The 15,663-nt window shown below is 67.5% G+C and carries 16 protein-coding genes; 6 read left to right on the forward strand and 10 right to left on the reverse strand.

The genetic code is table 11. From position 1 onward, the window contains the following. The first annotated feature begins 323 nt into the window (after positions 1–323). Positions 324–581: a hypothetical protein gene (locus ACGF5O_RS14005; RefSeq protein WP_393810099.1), complete on the forward strand. Its 258-nt coding sequence runs from the start codon at positions 324–326 to the stop codon at positions 579–581. Between the two features lie 83 nt (positions 582–664). Further along, on the forward strand, positions 665–1,102 hold the full coding sequence (locus ACGF5O_RS14010; protein ID WP_393810100.1) for a hypothetical protein: 438 nt from the start codon (positions 665–667) through the stop codon (positions 1,100–1,102). A gap of 255 nt (positions 1,103–1,357) precedes the next feature. On the opposite strand, the gene ACGF5O_RS14015 is transcribed toward ACGF5O_RS14010, so the two are convergent. Beyond that, on the reverse strand, positions 1,358–1,897 hold the full coding sequence (locus ACGF5O_RS14015; protein WP_393810101.1) for a hypothetical protein: 540 nt from the start codon (positions 1,895–1,897) through the stop codon (positions 1,358–1,360). 723 nt (positions 1,898–2,620) lie between these two features. On the opposite strand from ACGF5O_RS14015, the gene ACGF5O_RS14020 reads away from it, so the two are divergent. Both ACGF5O_RS14020 and ACGF5O_RS14025 read left to right on the forward strand, forming a co-directional pair. Continuing rightward, the gene (locus tag ACGF5O_RS14020; protein ID WP_393810102.1) at positions 2,621–3,787 is read left to right on the forward strand and encodes a phage major capsid protein; all 1,167 of its coding nucleotides are present in this window, start codon (positions 2,621–2,623) and stop codon (positions 3,785–3,787) included. 113 nt (positions 3,788–3,900) lie between these two features. Continuing rightward, positions 3,901–4,296, forward strand: a complete 396-nt coding sequence (locus tag ACGF5O_RS14025) for an HNH endonuclease signature motif containing protein (RefSeq protein ID WP_393810103.1) — start codon at positions 3,901–3,903, stop codon at positions 4,294–4,296. 761 nt (positions 4,297–5,057) lie between these two features. Here the strand turns inward: ACGF5O_RS14025 and ACGF5O_RS14030 are convergent. The 5 genes from ACGF5O_RS14030 to ACGF5O_RS14050 all read right to left on the reverse strand — a co-directional run bounded on the left by ACGF5O_RS14030 (position 5,058) and on the right by ACGF5O_RS14050 (position 9,320). Next, complete coding sequence (locus tag ACGF5O_RS14030; RefSeq protein ID WP_393810104.1) at positions 5,058–5,900, reverse strand: helix-turn-helix domain-containing protein; 843 nt, start codon at positions 5,898–5,900, stop codon at positions 5,058–5,060. Further along, positions 5,890–6,414, reverse strand: a complete 525-nt coding sequence (locus tag ACGF5O_RS14035) for a DUF6879 family protein (protein ID WP_393810105.1) — start codon at positions 6,412–6,414, stop codon at positions 5,890–5,892. The genes ACGF5O_RS14030 and ACGF5O_RS14035 overlap by 11 nt, the downstream gene beginning before the upstream one ends. Further along, positions 6,398–6,604 (reverse strand): hypothetical protein, encoded by a 207-nt coding sequence (locus ACGF5O_RS14040; RefSeq protein ID WP_393810106.1) that lies wholly within the window; start codon positions 6,602–6,604, stop codon positions 6,398–6,400. The genes ACGF5O_RS14035 and ACGF5O_RS14040 overlap by 17 nt, the downstream gene beginning before the upstream one ends. 428 nt (positions 6,605–7,032) lie before the next feature. Beyond that, on the reverse strand, positions 7,033–7,680 hold the full coding sequence (gene leuE / locus ACGF5O_RS14045; protein WP_393810107.1) for a leucine efflux protein LeuE: 648 nt from the start codon (positions 7,678–7,680) through the stop codon (positions 7,033–7,035). A 59-nt stretch (positions 7,681–7,739) separates the two neighbouring features. Beyond that, complete coding sequence (locus tag ACGF5O_RS14050) at positions 7,740–9,320, reverse strand: methylmalonyl-CoA mutase (RefSeq protein ID WP_393810108.1); 1,581 nt, start codon at positions 9,318–9,320, stop codon at positions 7,740–7,742. A gap of 107 nt (positions 9,321–9,427) precedes the next feature. On the opposite strand from ACGF5O_RS14050, the gene ACGF5O_RS14055 reads away from it, so the two are divergent. Continuing rightward, the gene (locus ACGF5O_RS14055; protein ID WP_393810109.1) at positions 9,428–10,315 is read left to right on the forward strand and encodes a L,D-transpeptidase family protein; all 888 of its coding nucleotides are present in this window, start codon (positions 9,428–9,430) and stop codon (positions 10,313–10,315) included. Positions 10,316–10,537: 222 nt separating this feature from the next. Here ACGF5O_RS14055 and ACGF5O_RS14060 read toward each other — a convergent pair whose 3' ends face one another. The 4 genes from ACGF5O_RS14060 to ACGF5O_RS14075 all read right to left on the reverse strand — a co-directional run bounded on the left by ACGF5O_RS14060 (position 10,538) and on the right by ACGF5O_RS14075 (position 15,032). Continuing rightward, entirely contained in the window at positions 10,538–11,605 is a 1,068-nt protein-coding gene (locus tag ACGF5O_RS14060) for a hypothetical protein (protein ID WP_393810110.1), read from the reverse strand. Then, positions 11,605–12,267 (reverse strand): RNA polymerase sigma factor, encoded by a 663-nt coding sequence (locus tag ACGF5O_RS14065; protein ID WP_393810111.1) that lies wholly within the window; start codon positions 12,265–12,267, stop codon positions 11,605–11,607. The genes ACGF5O_RS14060 and ACGF5O_RS14065 overlap by 1 nt, the downstream gene beginning before the upstream one ends. A 334-nt stretch (positions 12,268–12,601) precedes the next feature. Continuing rightward, entirely contained in the window at positions 12,602–13,825 is a 1,224-nt protein-coding gene (locus ACGF5O_RS14070; protein ID WP_393810112.1) for an MFS transporter, read from the reverse strand. 319 nt (positions 13,826–14,144) lie between these two features. After that, complete coding sequence (locus ACGF5O_RS14075) at positions 14,145–15,032, reverse strand: helix-turn-helix transcriptional regulator (RefSeq protein ID WP_362594851.1); 888 nt, start codon at positions 15,030–15,032, stop codon at positions 14,145–14,147. Positions 15,033–15,354: 322 nt separating this feature from the next. On the opposite strand from ACGF5O_RS14075, the gene ACGF5O_RS14080 reads away from it, so the two are divergent. After that, the coding region (locus ACGF5O_RS14080) for an MFS transporter (protein ID WP_393810150.1) at positions 15,355–15,663 on the forward strand (309 nt) is incomplete at its 3' end.

Genomic DNA, 15,663 nt, shown 5'->3' on the forward strand with positions numbered 1-15,663 from the left:
CACTCCACGAAACCAAAATGCCCCCTCCGGATGGAGGGGGCATTTCTCATATCAACGCTCGGAAGGGTAGACCACATCAGCAACGACTCTCCGGTTACCGTCTTGATCCTGGATCACGGTTATAACACGCATACTCCCCCTGTTGTTGTGGTCAGCGACGCCGAGGCTGTGGCCGACTGCTAGTAGCGAAGAAACCTTGCAGTGCTACCCCCTCGCGAAATCAAAGGTGCACCGGTAGGGGTGACAGTTTCAAGGCTGGACAGCGCGGGCCGTTTAAACGCTCTTCCTTGATCCTGTCACCCCTTTCGGGTTAGAACCTTCGCATGACCTTGGATGCGATGACCCGAGCCGAATCCGAGAAGCTGCCTGTCTTCGAAACATGCCCCGAGCACGAGGTAGGCGCCTTCTACCTCTGGTCTGCCTTCACGGACGAAGAGCACACGTTCTTCGTACGACCCTCGGCCGTGGCCGAGTCGGAATGCCTGGCCGACGTTTTCGGCATCCGCGACGGCATCGTGAAACCCCTGGGCCGAGAGCTGTTCGTACGGGAAAGCGGAACGCTTCGCCTTCTCGAAGACTAGAAGCAAGAGCAGAAGACCACGCAAAGGCCCCGGAAATCCGGGGCCTTTGCTATGCCTGGATCCAATCGAAAGGAAACAGAACAATGGCCTTTGCCGAACAGTACGCGGACGCTATCGAAGGGCGCAGGGTGAAGCTGCGAAAGCGTGGGTTCGCCCTTGCGGCGGAGACGGCTCCCCCGACCGGGCAAGCCGCCCTGTGGTACTCCGACGCGGTTCGATGCGTGCCGCGTAGCGGTCAGGCCGTGGCCAGGCAGATAGCCCGCCTGTGCGGCGCCGATTCCGAGGTGACCATTCCGTGGCGTTCGCTTGCCGATGCTGTCGGCGTGCGCGACCGGGCCGGGCACCTTCGCCGCTATACCGAGCGCGGAGCAAAGGCCCTAACCGATGCCGGATGGCTGGAAGTTGAGACGGTCGGCACCAAGCGCCGAGCGAAGACGACGTTCCGCCTCATGGCCGGTGACCGGTCCTCGGGATGCCTGGGGTGGATCGGTGACGAGGAATGGTTCGCCGAGGCGGCCTGAACGGTCCTCGGCGACTTATGGCCTTAGTAAGGCCCCCACGGGGGCCGTTGGCTGCTCCGCTGCGCTTCACAGCTCTGCCCTGGCCGATCAAGGCCAGGAGAACTTATGGCCTCAGAGAGAAGCAGCGCCCCCTGAAGGGCGCTGCCCTGTAGAAGCTCACTGACGTTCACTTCTCGCCCTGGCCGAGTCACAGAGGCCAGGGGCGGAACGAATGACATAGAGACTTCGCCCGCCCTGTGGGCCGGGCAACTTCAGCTATTGAAGGTACGTACCCATGGCCTTCTGGGCTGCTCGAATAAAGGACTGATGATCTTCATTCCTACTGTTGTCGGCCTGTAGCCGGGCGGCCATCTGCGAGTATTCCTCGCTAGGCTCCCCGCCATCTCCCGTATCGAGTCGACGGAGCACCTCTAGATCAGCTACTCGGATGCCGAGTCCCGTCGTCACTTGTAGCGCACGAAATGACACTTCGAGCGGTCCAAGGATTTCGATGCGGGCACAACAACGCGCCAAGATTCGCAGCAGATCTGGCGCCTCGGGAATGTCTCGCCCTACGCGACCAACAAGCCGCGCGAGTTGAGCATAGGTGTCCTCAAATCCTTCGTAGGCTTCCAGTCGCTGCTGCCGAATCCAGTGAGCGTGTTCGACGGCCGCTTGGTCTTGCACTTGCTGTTTGACGGCCTGGGCCGACCTCTCCGCCCCGATCCTTGCACCCCAAACGGCCGCAGCGCCGCCGACTGCGGCACCAACCAGTCCGAACCCTGCTGCGATCAGCGCAGCTATCCCCTGATCCATACGGGCATCTTGTCGGATGCCCACCGGCAGGAAGGGGGAGTCTGAAACTTTCCGGGGCCCCTTCCCCGCACCCGCAGCCTTCCCTTCGCGTGAGCGCGCGGGGGTTCGCCTGAACTCGTGTAGCTCGGTATTTGGCTGGACGACAGAGGGTCACAACGCCTCGGCGCGTATGCGTGCGGATCTCTCCGCACGTCTCGGCAGCGATCCCCGCGAGTGACCGGGGTCACTCAATATCGGGTTGTGTATCCGACCGAATAACAGGTCTTTCCTTGATGTAGAAAGCTTCGATCCTTCACGGATCGGGGGCACGGGTAGGGCGCCGGGCGGTGCTTCGCAAGCGGCCCGGCTCATGGCATTTCCAATGCTGGCCATGAGTCGGGCCGTTTCGCGTATCCCCTGCTGATACTTGCGCCCCACCATCCCTCGAAGGAGAAAACATCATGAGCCAACTTGTCACCCTGCACTGCCACGCTTGCGAAAACAGGTTTGCTACCGAGTACGACCCCGGCCGTCCTGCCATGTACTGCTCTGACGAATGCCGAACGCTGGCGCGACGGATTCGCCGCAGGATGCGTTTCGTTGAGCGGGTCGAGCTTCGGAACTCTCATATTTCACCGTTCTAGGAACGGCACTTGATCCGCCCTTGAACCTAGGCGCCCCACCCATTCGGGTGTTGGGCGCCTTTTGCATGCCCCCAGCTCCTAACCGATGAAGGGATCACAAATGCCCGACCTCGCCCAAAACTATGCCGCCATGGCAAATGCTGCGCTCGACGAGCGCGCGAAGCTGATCACGGAGCTTCGCTCCGTTGAGGCTGACAACAAGCTCAGCCAGGCCGAGAAGCGCGAGCGCGTCAAGCGCATGGACCGAGATATCAATCGGCTTGAGGCCGAGGCCCGAGACGCGGTCGAGCGTGGCGAGCGTGAGGCTGAAGTTCGCGCCCTGGCCAACGGAGTTGGCGCCCTGATGCCCGGGGCTACCCCCAGTCGCGATGAAGACTCCTGGCGGGCCCTGATGCCGTCGCTCAGTGAGTACCGCGCCCTGGTGGCCGAGAGCGTTCCGAGCGATGGCGGCTACACCGTGCCGGCTCAGACTGCTACGAAGTACATCGACGCCCTGAAGGCTAAGTCGACGTTCCTTCGTGGTCTTCCGGCTGAGAGCATCGTTCCTTTCAGCTCTGCGACCTTCTCTGTCCCGCAGCTTATCTCTTCGACGGGTGCCGACTACGTCGAGGAAGGCGAAGCCATTCCCGAGGGGGACATGGTCTGGGGTGAGGTCAAGTTCAGCGCGAAGAAGATCGGCCGTATCCAGTGGGCCAGCACTGAGATTCTGGAAGACTCCGCGATTGATCTGCGCAATTCGATTGCTAACAACCTTCTTCGTGACGCATCGCTGAAGTTCGATAACGATGCATTCACCGGTTCCGGCACCAACCCGGTTAAGGGAATTCTCGCGCAGGGTGTCTCGACCACTCTCGGGAGCGGCAAGGTCACCGTTACCTACGACGACCTTGCGGACGCCGTGGCGCGCATCGAGGCCCTGAACGGAACCCCTTCGGTTGTGTGGGCTTCCGTAGATATGGCTGCGGCTCTCCGTAAGGAGAAGGCTGCCGGGTCGGGAATTTATCAGTCGGGCGCCCCGACCGATTCTCCGGCTTCCACCGCTTGGGGGCTGCCGATCATGTCGAGTGCGTTCCTTCCGCCCAAGACGGTTGTGGTCGCGGATGGTTCGCGCATCATGGTTGGCGTCCGCCGGAATGCAACGATCAAGGTGAGCGAAGACGCTCGATTTGACTCCGACCAGGTTGGTTTCAAGCTGACCATGCGTATTGCTGGTGTCTCTCTGGCCGAGGCTTCTTCGGCTCAGATCGTTAAGGCTGCTGCTAGCTAAGTACCCGACGGTTACGGGAGCGGGTTTGATCCCGCTCCCGTAGTTCTTTTTACTCTTCTCAGTGCTGTGCCATGCGACCGAAACCCGCCCTCCTAGAATCCAAAGGAATCTCTGTGAAGCCGTTCCTCGACATGACCAACAAGACCGCCGTCCTCAATTACCTGCGCTCCCGGTCTCTCATCTGGCCCGAAGTTGAGGGCGGCTGCTTCGAGTGGATGCAGTACACGACTCCGGACGGTTACGGCCGTTTCACGGCCAACGGCATACAGTATTACGTCCATCGGGAGGGCTTGAAGGCGTCCGGTGGATTCATTCCGGAGGGGATGACCGTGGATCATTGGTGCCGAAACCGAGCGTGCTGGAATCCCGCTCACCTTGACGTAGTGAGCCGCGAAGAGAACACCCGAAGGGCCAGAAACGCTTACTGGGCTCGTTTCACAATGGAAAACCGCGCCGCTCTGAATCTCTCACAGAAAATGGCAGGCTCTGTTATTGCAGTCGCGGCCTGATCCGGTGCCCTACCACCTATGGCCATCGAGACTCCCGCCCGCGCACTCCGGGCAAGGGACCTTCTCCGTGTGGCGACAGACAGGGCAACCCCCGAAGCCCGCGCAGTGCGGGCACCACACCAGCCCATGACCGAAGCACGCTGCGCACACGGTCGAGATCGAGTCGAGCCACTGAAGGAAGGTAAGCGGTCCGGGGTCGTACGGCCTTCGGCCGGCCCGAGGCTTCTCCGGGCGTTCGGGGGCTTGTGTCACCCCGAACCGCCATGCTTGCACTGCCTGATCTTCCGGGCCGCTTCGAAGCGGTCGGACGCGTTGCGGGACTTCTTCGCTGCCTCCAGCTCGGCCAGGGCCGAGGCGCACTGTGCGCATCCCTCACGCGGCTTCGCTTCGTACAGCCAATCGTCTAGGGGAAGTTCCACCGTTGGACCGGGGTACGGGTGAGGCTTCGTCATGCCGATACCCCCCACACGGTCGCCACGGGAAGCGTTCGGCCGTCGCCCACCGCCGAATGGGGATGGTTGCTGATCTCGCGACTAGCCGAGGCCACCGCTTCGGGTACATCCGCGTCACGGGCAACTTCACGGGACCGCGACAGAGCGGCGCACGTCATGCACCCCTCGACCCCGACCGGTTCGAGTCCGGGAATCCTTGCTACAGGTCCGGATCGGGATTCGGCGTGCGGCTTGTGCTCCAGCATCGATCGCCCCTCGGCTCCATGGCTGTCACGTCATGGTGCCAAGAGGGGCGCAGGGCTAGGCGTTTTATTTGCGTTGTCGGGCAAAGATCACGGACCACTCAGCCAAGAGGGCTCGACAGTCGTCGCCGAATACTGCGTATCGCTCGTAGGTCTCGAAGTCCCCGAGATAAGCCGTCACGTCTCTGTGGTCACGCAATATCAGGGCGCCCGTGCCAGTTTCTACGGTGGCTAGGCGGCGATCATAGAGCGTGAATGTGTTCAGCGGCCTCTCTGGAATGTGACCACCCAAGGGGATCACCCCCAGGCGAACGTTCGGAAGGCGGGAGACGGACGCAAGCCGGTCGAGTTGCATAGCCATGGCCATTGGGGGCAGTAGCGGCCACCTGACCGCTTGTTCGGTGAGAACGAAGGTGAACGACTTCGAATCGTCGTAAAGAACCTGTTGCCGCTCCAGCTTCTTCGCAATGGTCTTCGACTGGTCGCCGGGAACATCGGCGATGCTCGCACGTACGTATTCGGGTGTGGCGAGAAGTCCTGTGATCATAGAGAGCAGGAAGAATCGGAACTCTGTCGAGACCGCTTCGAGTCTCGCTAGCTCGTTCTGTTTCTTGTCCAAGCCTCGGCGACGAGACGACCAGTGGTCTTGCCACTCCGTGTTGGCCGACCTGGCCAACGAAAGTATCTCGGCCGCAATGGGGCTATCGGCTCCGAGAGCTTCCAGAATCAATTCAACGTCGACAAGAGAGGGCGTGAGCTTGCCGCCCTCGATGTTACTTACCTTGGTTTGAGACATGTTGCAGCGGCGAGCGAGCCAGGTTTGCGTTTTCCCGGCTCGCTTGCGCTGGCCTCTCAGGGCTTCCGCTAGGTCAGACCTTAATTGACCTAGCCTCTCGGGCTCAAACGTCAATGCCCTTCACGTACTCCTCAAGAGGCACCGACTCGGCTACCGCGATCCGCTGGTATTCGATGAACGCAGCTACGTCCCCTTCGTAGACTTCCCGATTGATCTGCCTTCCGTCCGGGTGGTAATTCATCAGCACCACTTCGGCACGGTCGAACATCCAGAAGTCCTGAACGCCGGCCAGGGGGTTGTCCCGGTCGGTCACGTCGAGAATGCGGATACGCTCACCCGCCAGGGCATGGGGCGCGTAATACTGCGCGAACTCGAATTGCAGATAGTCCGATAGCGGACGCGTCACGATATGCACGCGCCCCTGAGTGCGCCCCTCTGCGACTTGTCGGCGCAGCCGGTCGGTGTACTCATTTGACACAGCGTGGGGGTCGATTCGGGCCCCCGCCCTGAACGCCTGGAACTCTTCTTCTTCCTGCGGCATGAGATATTGGGGCAGGGTCTCAAGCCTCCACGCCTCCCGCTGAAAGCCTTCGAAGCGTGCCGCCCATTCCTCACCAGCCAAGAACACGAACGGCCTCCCTCAGCACGCTTTCGGGGATCTCTACAAGCCCTTCGCCCTCGGGCGGCGTGAACGCCTGGGAAAGGTCGCCCTGTACGACGAAAGAGCCGTCTGCGGTGCGGTAGACGTTCGGGCAGTCGTCCTTTCCGCAAGTGCCGTTTCCGTTGCCGGTCAGTCGGGTCAGTTCCTCGTGCGCCATGCCGAAACCCCCTTGTGATTGGCCCCTGTTGGGGCCCGGTGGCTACGACGGTACGAGGGGCCGACAGGCCCGTCTATGCGGCAGCGCCAATATTCGCGTGGTCGGGTAAACCGACAGGTGGAGGCGCAGGGGCTCACGCGGTCCGAGAAAGGTATGGGCACGCACGTCTTGCGGTCGGGGGAGTTGGACGCCCAAGGCGGGGCCTAAAGGACCTCAGGGCTACTCACGGCCTTCACGGTGAGGGGCTGCCGCTTCCGCCTGCTGGGCGTGCTGGCAAGGGCAGAGAACGGGGTGACCTTGGGTGGCTCTTGGGACTCCTTCGGAAGCCTCTTGGGTAGGCCGAGGGCTCCTAGCGCCTCTTGCTGCTCCTGGACGCTCATCCGGGCGAACAGGGCCGCAGCATCGTCAAGGTGAGACATGCCAGCCCCCTACACGCTTGCCAAAGACAGCTTGACGGCGAAGCCGAGGAAGAGCACCCCGGCGGCCGAGGTAGCCCCCGCGCTGAGCCTCCTCCGACGTCGGAACGCAGCAGCCAGACGAGACCCACCGAAGATGAGCGCAGACAGGTACAACACGCTTGCCAACTGGGCGAGTACGCCCAGAGTTACGAACCCCACGATCGGGTTGGACTCTGACACGAACTGCACGAAGAAGGCGATGAAGAACAGGATCGCCTTCGGGTTGAAGAGGCTGATCACCAGGGCCCGGCGGTAGGGCCGCTCCTGTGCCGCGGCGACCGCCGGCGGAGCCTCCTCCGCCGCCTGCTGCTTCCTCGACCGCCACATCGTCCAGGCCGCGCGCAGCATGCCTATCGCCAGCCAGGTGAGATAGCCGGCGCCCGCGTACTTCACGATCCCGAACAGCACGGCGTTGGCCTTGAGCAGCGAGGCCACCCCGGCCGCCGACAGCGTCATCAGCACGGTGTCCCCGCACCACACGCCCGCGGCGGCGGTGTAACCGGCCCGGATCCCCTGCCGGGCGGCGACGGACAGCACGTAGAGGGAGTTGGGGCCGGGCAGCAGGACGATGAGGACGAGTCCTGCCAGATAGGTGGGGAGATCGATGACGCCGAACATGAGACGTAGTCTCGCACGCGGGTCCGACAACGCCGTCGCCGTCGCCGTCGCCGTCGCCGTCAGAACGCGTCCGCCGGGACGTACACCCCCCACACCTCGCGCAGCGCGTTGCACACCTCCCCCACCGTGGCCCGTGCCCGCAGCGCCTCCTTCATCGGGGGGAGGACGTTGTCGTCGCCCCCGGCGGCCTTCTTCAGGGCGGTGAGGGCCGCGGCTACGGCCGCCCGGTCGCGGTCGGCGCGCAACCGGGCGAGGCGCTCGGCCTGCCGGGATTCGATGGCCGGGTCGACCCGCAGCGGCTCGTACGGTTCCTCCTCGTCCAGCCGGAAGCGGTTGACGCCGACCACCACCCGGTCCCCCGCGTCGGTCTCCTGCGCGATGCGGTAGGCGTTCCGTTCGATCTCGCCCTTCTGGAAGCCGTGCTCGATCGCCGCCACCGCGCCGCCGAGGTCCTCGACCCGCCGCATCAGGCCGAGGGCCGCCGCCTCCACGTCGTCCGTCATCCGCTCCACGGCGTACGAACCCGCGAAGGGGTCCACCGTGGCCGGCACGTCGGTCTCGTACGCCAGCACCTGCTGGGTGCGCAGGGCCAGGCGTGCGCTCCTGTCGGTCGGGAGCGCGATCGCCTCGTCGAAGGAGTTGGTGTGCAGCGACTGGGTGCCGCCGAGGACCGCGCCCAGGGCCTGGACCGCCACCCGCACCAGGTTCACCTCCGGCTGCTGGGCCGTCAGCTGGACGCCGGCCGTCTGGGTGTGGAAGCGCAGCATCAGCGACCTGGGGTCCCGCGCGCCGAACTCCTCCCGCATCACCCGCGCCCAGATCCGGCGCGCCGCACGGAACTTGGCGACCTCCTCCAGGAGCGTCGTACGGGCCACGAAGAAGAAGGACAGGCGCGGGGCGAAGTCGTCGACGTCCATGCCGGCCGCGACCGCCGTACGCACGTACTCGATGCCGTCCGCGAGCGTGAAGGCGATCTCCTGCGCGGGGGACGCCCCGGCCTCGGCCATGTGGTAGCCGGAGATCGAGATGGTGTTCCAGCGCGGCATCACGGTCCGGCAGTAGCCGAAGATGTCCGCGGTGAGCCGCAGGGACGGCTTGGGCGGGTAGATGTAGGTGCCCCGCGCGATGTACTCCTTGAGGACGTCGTTCTGGACCGTGCCGGTCAGGGCCGCCGCCGGTACGCCCTGTTCCTCCGCCACCAGCTGGTACAGCAGCAACAGCACGGCCGCCGGGGCGTTGATCGTCATCGACGTCGACACCCTGTCCAGCGGGATCCCGGCGAAGAGCACCCGCATGTCGTCGACCGAGTCGATCGCCACGCCGACCTTGCCGACCTCGCCGTGCGCGAGGGGCGCGTCGGAGTCGTGGCCCATCTGGGTGGGCAGGTCGAAGGCGACGGAGAGACCGGTGGTGCCGTGCGCGATGAGCTGCCGGTAGCGGGCGTTGGACTCCGCGGCCGTACCGAACCCCGCGTACTGGCGCATGGTCCAGGGCCGGCCGGTGTACATCGTCGGGTAGACGCCCCGGGTGTAGGGGTACGACCCCGGGTCGCCGAGTTTCCCGGCCGGGTCCCAGCCCGCCAGGTCCCCCGGGCCGTAGACCGGCTCGATGGGCAGTCCGGACTCCGACTCACGGGCCATGACGGGTGACCTCCGCAGTACGCCGATATACCGATATGCCGGTACGACTGTTGGTTCCTACGATGCCCTCTTGTTCGGCGGCGGTCATGCGGGGAAGCATCCTCGGCATGAAGGTCTCGGGGTACTCGGGAGTCCTGGCCGCCGCACTGGCCGTGCTGTGCGGGTGCACGGTGCAGCCGGCGGGCGGGGACGCCAAGGGGCACTCGCCCGTCCACATCGACCTGCCGCACAGCCCGACACCCGTCGGCACCACGCCCGCCGCTCCCGCCGCTTCCGGTCCCACCGGCTCCGGTCCCACCGGCTCCGGTCCGACCGCGCCCGCCGCGCCCACCCCCTCGCCGTCCGCCGTCGAGACGGTCCCGCCGCACATCGTGTACACCCGCGGCGACACCGGCACCGGCGTCCGGGAGCTCCAGGCCCGGCTGCGCCAGGTCGCCTGGCTGTTCGACGGGCCGACGGGGACCTACGACGACCTCACCGCGCAGGCCGTCCAGGGCTTCCAGGGCAAGCGCGGGCTGCCGCAGACGGGCGAGACGGACGCGGTGACCTGGCGGCGGCTGGTCCGGATGACGCACCGGCCGGGGAAGTGGGAGCTGTACCTGATGGGCGGTCAGCCGGCCGCCGCGCCCGACCCGCGGTGTCTGACCGGGCGGGTGCTGTGCATCAGCAAGACCAGCCGGACGCTGCGCTGGATGATCGACGGGCGCACGGTGTCGACGATGTCGGTGCGGTTCGGGGCGCAGTACACCCCGACCCGTGAGGGTGTGTTCCATGTCTACTGGAAGTCCCGCCACCATGTGTCGACGCTCTACCACTCGTCGATGCCGTACGCGATGTTCTTCAGCGGCGGCCAGGCGGTGCACTACTCCTACGACTTCGCGGCCCGGGGCTACGCGGGCGGCTCGCACGGATGCGTCAACGTGCGGGACGAGGCGGCGATCGCGGATCTGTTCGGGCAGGTGCGGAACGGCGACAAGGTCGTCGTGTCCTGGTGAACGCGTGAGCGGGTGACGTGCGGGGCGCGGGCGGGACCGGGGGAACGTGTCCCGCCCGCGCCGATGCACGAGCCACGGGTACGGGGGGAACCCCGGCTCTGTGCGACGGCCGATGACCAGTCGGCTCACTCTGTACTGCGCCCTCGCCGCCGAAAACGTCACACCCTGCGGGAAAAAAGTTCAGGGACTTTCAAAACCGCAGGTCACAGCGGTGCGTAAAGGTCAAAGTGCGCTGTACGTGGGGTTGGGCGAGGCACTGGGCCGGTTGGGCAGCAGGGGCGTGAAGGCGGTCGGGGCGGGGGTGGCAACGCCGTCCTGGTGGTGGTCGTTGCCCTTGCCGCCGCTCTTGCCGCCGCCCTTGCCGCCGGTGGCTCCGCCCGGCCAGCCGTCGTCGTCGCCCGGGCCGTTGTTGTCGCCCTGGCCGTCGGTCTTGCCGCCCTGGCCGTTGTCGCCGGTGTCGCCGCCCTTGCCGTCGCGGGAGGCGCCGTCCTTGCCGTCCAGTCCGGCGCCGAGGACGGCCTTGCAGAACCTGTCCACCCGGCCGGCGCCGCCCGCCAGGCCCTCCAGGGCGCGCCTGCGGTCGGTGCCCAGGGGCTGGCCGTTCCGGATCGCGCGGCAGGAGGTCAGCGCACCGCTCCACCCGCCGACCGCGATGCCGGGCGAACGGGTGTCCCGCTCCTTCGACTTGCCGGACGGGTCGGGCGTGGGCCGCCCCGATCCGCCGGGCGTGGCCGCGGAGGAGGGCGTGCCGGTCTCGCCGCCGAGCAGGGACTCGGGCGAGGAGGAGCCGTCGGGGCGGGCCGGGGTGCCGGCGGCCGAGACGGAGACGGCAGGTCCCGGGTGGTTGTCGTCGAACGGCGTCGGCAGGACCCCGGTGCCGGCGGCCACCGCGACCCCGCCGAGCATGCCGGCGGTCAGCGCGGCGGCGAGGCCGAGCCGTGCGGGGCGGGCCCAGCCCGGGACCCGGGACGGCCGGGAGCCGGCGCCGATCCGGAAGAGGCCCGCGTCGGCGGCCCGCCTGCCCGGTCGCGCGGCGGCACCGGTGCGTGCGGCCTCGGCGGTCCGCGCGTCCTCGGCCGATTCGCGCGCTTTGCGGAAGGCAGCCAGTGCGGCTTCCTCACCGGGGAGTTCGGCGACGGCCTGCGTCGCCCGCACGGAGAGCGCGCCGAGCGTGTCGGCGAGGCGTTCTGCCTGGTCACGGGCGGAGGCGTCGACAGCTTCGAGCGACTCACCGCGCAGCAGACGTTCCGCCGTCACCCGGTTCAGCCACTTGTACCGCTCGTCGGCCATCACATGTCCTTCTGCGTCCGCGAACGCGTATGCGTCACACTCGCGGACGTCACCGCACGAGCATTCGGTTCTCGCTGGGGCGGCAGCGCGTCGAGGACCCCTGCCGCGTCGGGGTCTGCGCCGAGGAGCTCCGCGAGTTTCTTCAGCCCCCGGTGGGCCGCCGTCCGTACCGCGCCGGCGCGCTTGCCGAGGGTCTCGGCGGCGGTCTTGGCGTCGAGGCCCATGACGACCCTGAGGACGACCGCCTCGGCCTGGTCCTGCGGCAGCCGGGCGATGAGGGCGAGGGTGTGGTCGGTGGTCAGCGCCTCGATGGCCTCGCCGGCCGTGTCCGACTCGGCGGCCCGGCCGGTCAGCTCCGTCTCGTCGCCGCCGATCGCGGGGCGACGGCCGCGCATCCGTATGTGGTCGAGGGCGCGGTTGCGGGCGATCCGGGCGGCCCAGCCGCGGAACCGGTCCGCGTCGCCGCTGAACCGGTCGAGGTCACGGGCGATCTGCAGCCAGGCCTCGGAGGCGACGTCCTCGGCGTCCGGATCGCCGACCAGCGTGCGGACGTATCCGAGCAGGCGGGGCTGGACCGCGCGATAGACGATGCGGAACGCGGTCTCGTCCCCGTCCTGTGCAGCACGTACCGCGGCGGTCAACTCCGCGTCGTCCCCCAGCACCCGTGTGTTCCCTACTTTGGGCCCGAACCGGCGCCGCTGTCGCGGGCGAGGTCCTCGCCGTCGTGGTTCCTCAATTGATGGTCTCGGTGTTCGGGACCGCAGATCGTTGCGGTGGTCATGCGTCCTCCGCGGCCCGGCGCGAAGTGCACGTTACGACCTGAAACCGCTCGCCGTCCACGTCCGTACAAAGTGCAACTAACTCGTGACGCCGTGGGGTGTGACAGAAAACGCACTCATGGCGCTGAACAGAGTACGGGCCGCCGCGCGGCCCGTGCCGCGCGACGGCCGGGGCCTCTCCTGTGGGGGGTGGCGGCCCCGGCCGTTGCTTCGGTGCTCAGGAGGCCGGGTCCAGGGCGTCCTCGGGCAAGGGCCTCCCGGTCAGGGGCTCTCCGGCGGGGACGACCGCTCCGCGGCCCCTGCGAGTGTCGAGGCGGACGGAGACCAGGGCGACCAGGACCGCGGCAGCCGCCATGGCCGCGCCCACGGCGCTCGCGGAGGCGTAGCCGTACCCGGCGTCGATGGTGAGGCCGCCGAGCCAGGCGGCGATGGCGTTGCCGAGGTTGAAGGCGCCGATGTTCAGGGAGGACGCCAGGGTGGGCGCCCCGGCCGCGTTGTCCAGCACCCGCTTCTGCAGGGGCGGCACGGTGGCGAAGCCGAAGAAGCCGATCAGGAAGATCAGGACCACCGCGGCGGCCTGGTGGGAAGCCGCGAGGGAGAAGGCCAGCAGGGTCGCCCCGAGCAGGGACAGCGCGGTGGCGAGCATCGGCATCAGCCGGCGGTCGGCCAGCCGGCCGCCGACGATGTTGCCCAGCACCAGTCCGCAGCCGAAGACCACCAGGAGCCAGGAGACCGAGGACGCGGAGAACGAGGCGACATCGGTCAGGATCGGCGCGATATAGGTGACGGCGGCGAAGACTCCGCCGAACCCGAGGACGGTCATCAGCATCGCGAGGATCACCTGTGGGTCGCGGAGCGCGGCGGCCTCCCCGGCGACGCCGGACGCCTCGGGGCGCCGGTCCCCGGGGACGAAGCAGAGCACCCCCGCGACACCCAGGACACCGAGCGCGGCGATCAGGACGAAGGTGACCCGCCACCCGGCCGTCTGGCCGACCAGCGTCCCCAGCGGGACCCCGGCAACGTTGGCGATGGTCAGTCCGCTGAACATCAGGGAGATCGCCGAGGCCCGGCGGTGCGGTGCCACCAGACCGGCCGCCACGACCGAGCCGATGCCGAAGAAGGCGCCGTGCGCGAAGGAGGCCAGCACCCGGCCGGCGAGCAGCAGCGCGAAGTCCGGTGCCGCCGCGCAGAGCAGGTTGCCGGCCGTGAAGACGCCCATCAGCAGGGCGAGCATGGTCTTCCTGGGCATCCGGGTGCCCAGCAGCGTCGTCACCGGGGCGCCGACGACCACGCCGACCGCGTAACAGGTGACCAGATAACCCGCCGACGGGATCGACACCCCGAAGGTGTCGGCCACCTGCGGCAGGATGCCGGTGGCCACGAACTCCGTGGTGCCGATCCCGAACGCGCCTATGGCCAGGGCCAGCAGTGCCAGGGGCATATGTCCTCCTCGGCCGCGGCGCACCGGTGCGATGCGCGGGGCTCGCGACGGAGGGCGGCCGTACCGCGCGGACAGGCGCGAGGGTGTGCGGGGCCGCCCGCGGTGACCGATGGGTCCCCGGCCGGCCGGCGGCGGGGGGTGCGGCCGGCCGGGCGGGGTGTCACCGCGCGGCGACGTTAGCCCGGCCCGTCGCCGTGGCCCGAGGGATACGGGCGTACGACCGGCGGCTTCGGCAACTTGCCGGGGTTGTAAGGGAGAAGACGGGAGGAGGCGGGAGGAGAACGGAGCGGACGGGAGAGGACAGGGGCGGCGGGCGGGGTCAGCGGACGGGGGTGCCGATGCCCGCCTCCGGTACCTGGAGGGTGGAGGAGAGCAGGCGCAGGGCCGCCTCGGACTCGGTGCCGACGCGGGCCGTGTAGGCGATCATGCGCTGGCCCGCCGCGCCCGGCACCAGCAGGCTCTGGAACGACAACTCCATGGCACCCGCCAGCGGATGGACCATCTCCTTGGTGCCGGCGACACAGGTCCGCACCGGATGCCGGGCCCAACGCTGCGCGAACTCCTCGCTGTTCAGGATGAGTTCGCCGACCAGCTCGGCGAGCTGCTTGTCCTGGGGATAGCGGCCGGCCACCAGCCGCAGGGAGGCCACCGCGAGCTGCGCCTCCTCGTGCCACTGCGGGTACAGGTCCCGGGTGCGTTCGTCGAGGAAGAGCATCCGGGTCAGGTTCGGCCGCCGCGACGGGTGTTCGGGCGCGTCGAAGTCCAGGTGCATGGCGAGCAGCAGGTGCCCCATGGCGTTCCAGGCGAGGATGTCGTTGTGCCGGTCCAGGACCAGGGCGGGGGTGTCGGCGAAGGTGTCGATGAGCTGGCGGACCCCGTGGTCGGCGCAGGCGGCACGCGGCGGCTGGGCGCGCCGGGAGGTGGCCGTCTCCGGCCGGGCCAGGTCCATCAGATGGCTGTACTCGTCCGGCGTCAGCCGCAGGGTGCGGGCGATGGCGTCCAGGACCGCGTCGGACACCTGGACCGTGCGGCCCTGTTCCAGCCGGGTGTAGTGGGTGACGCTCAGGCCGGCCGCCAGCGCCACCTCTTCGCGGCGCAGACCGGGCACCCGGCGGCGCTCCGCGAACTGCGGCAGCCCGATCTCCTCGGGGGTGAGAGCGGCTCGGCGGCTGCGCAGGAAGTCGCTCAGCTCGGAGAAGTCAGGCATGGGGTGTCCCTCCCGTGAGTCCGGTGCGATGGACCGTGCTCTCCGTCCAACGGGCGCGGGGTCCGTCTCCTTCCCGCCCTGGGTGGTCAGGATCTGACCACCCAGGGCCAGGCCCGTCAGCGCCAGGCGAGTCGGTTCTGGGGTCTGGGTAGCTCCCGGCCCCGGCCGCAGGATTCCTTCCGTCGACGTCTCCCGGCGTTTCGGCGTCCCGGAATCTCAGCGTCTCGAAGGGGATCTCATGTCTGTTGTGGATGGTGTGGTGGAGGGGTCGGTGGGGTCTGGTGCGGGGGGTGGTGGTGGTTCGGGTGGGTTGTCGTCGCGGATGCGGTTGACGTTGGTGGTGTTGCTGGTGGCGCAGTTCATGCTGGCGGTGGATTTCTCGATCCTGAACGTGGCGTTGCCGGTGATCGGGCGGGGGCTGGGGTTCTCGCTGGGGAATCTGCAGTGGATCGCGACGGCGTTCGCGTTGTGCGCGGCGGGTTTCACGCTGTTGTTCGGGCGGGTCGCGGATCTGTTCGGGCGGCGGCGGCTGTTTTTGGGCGGTCTGGCGGTGTTGGGGCTGGCGTCGTTGGCGGGCGGGCTGGCGACCGGTCCTGAGGTGCTGATCGTGGCGCGGGTGATGCAGGGGCTG

It is taken from the genome of Streptomyces sp. NPDC048291, assembly GCF_043201715.1.
In the GTDB taxonomy this organism is placed as follows: domain Bacteria; phylum Actinomycetota; class Actinomycetes; order Streptomycetales; family Streptomycetaceae; genus Streptomyces.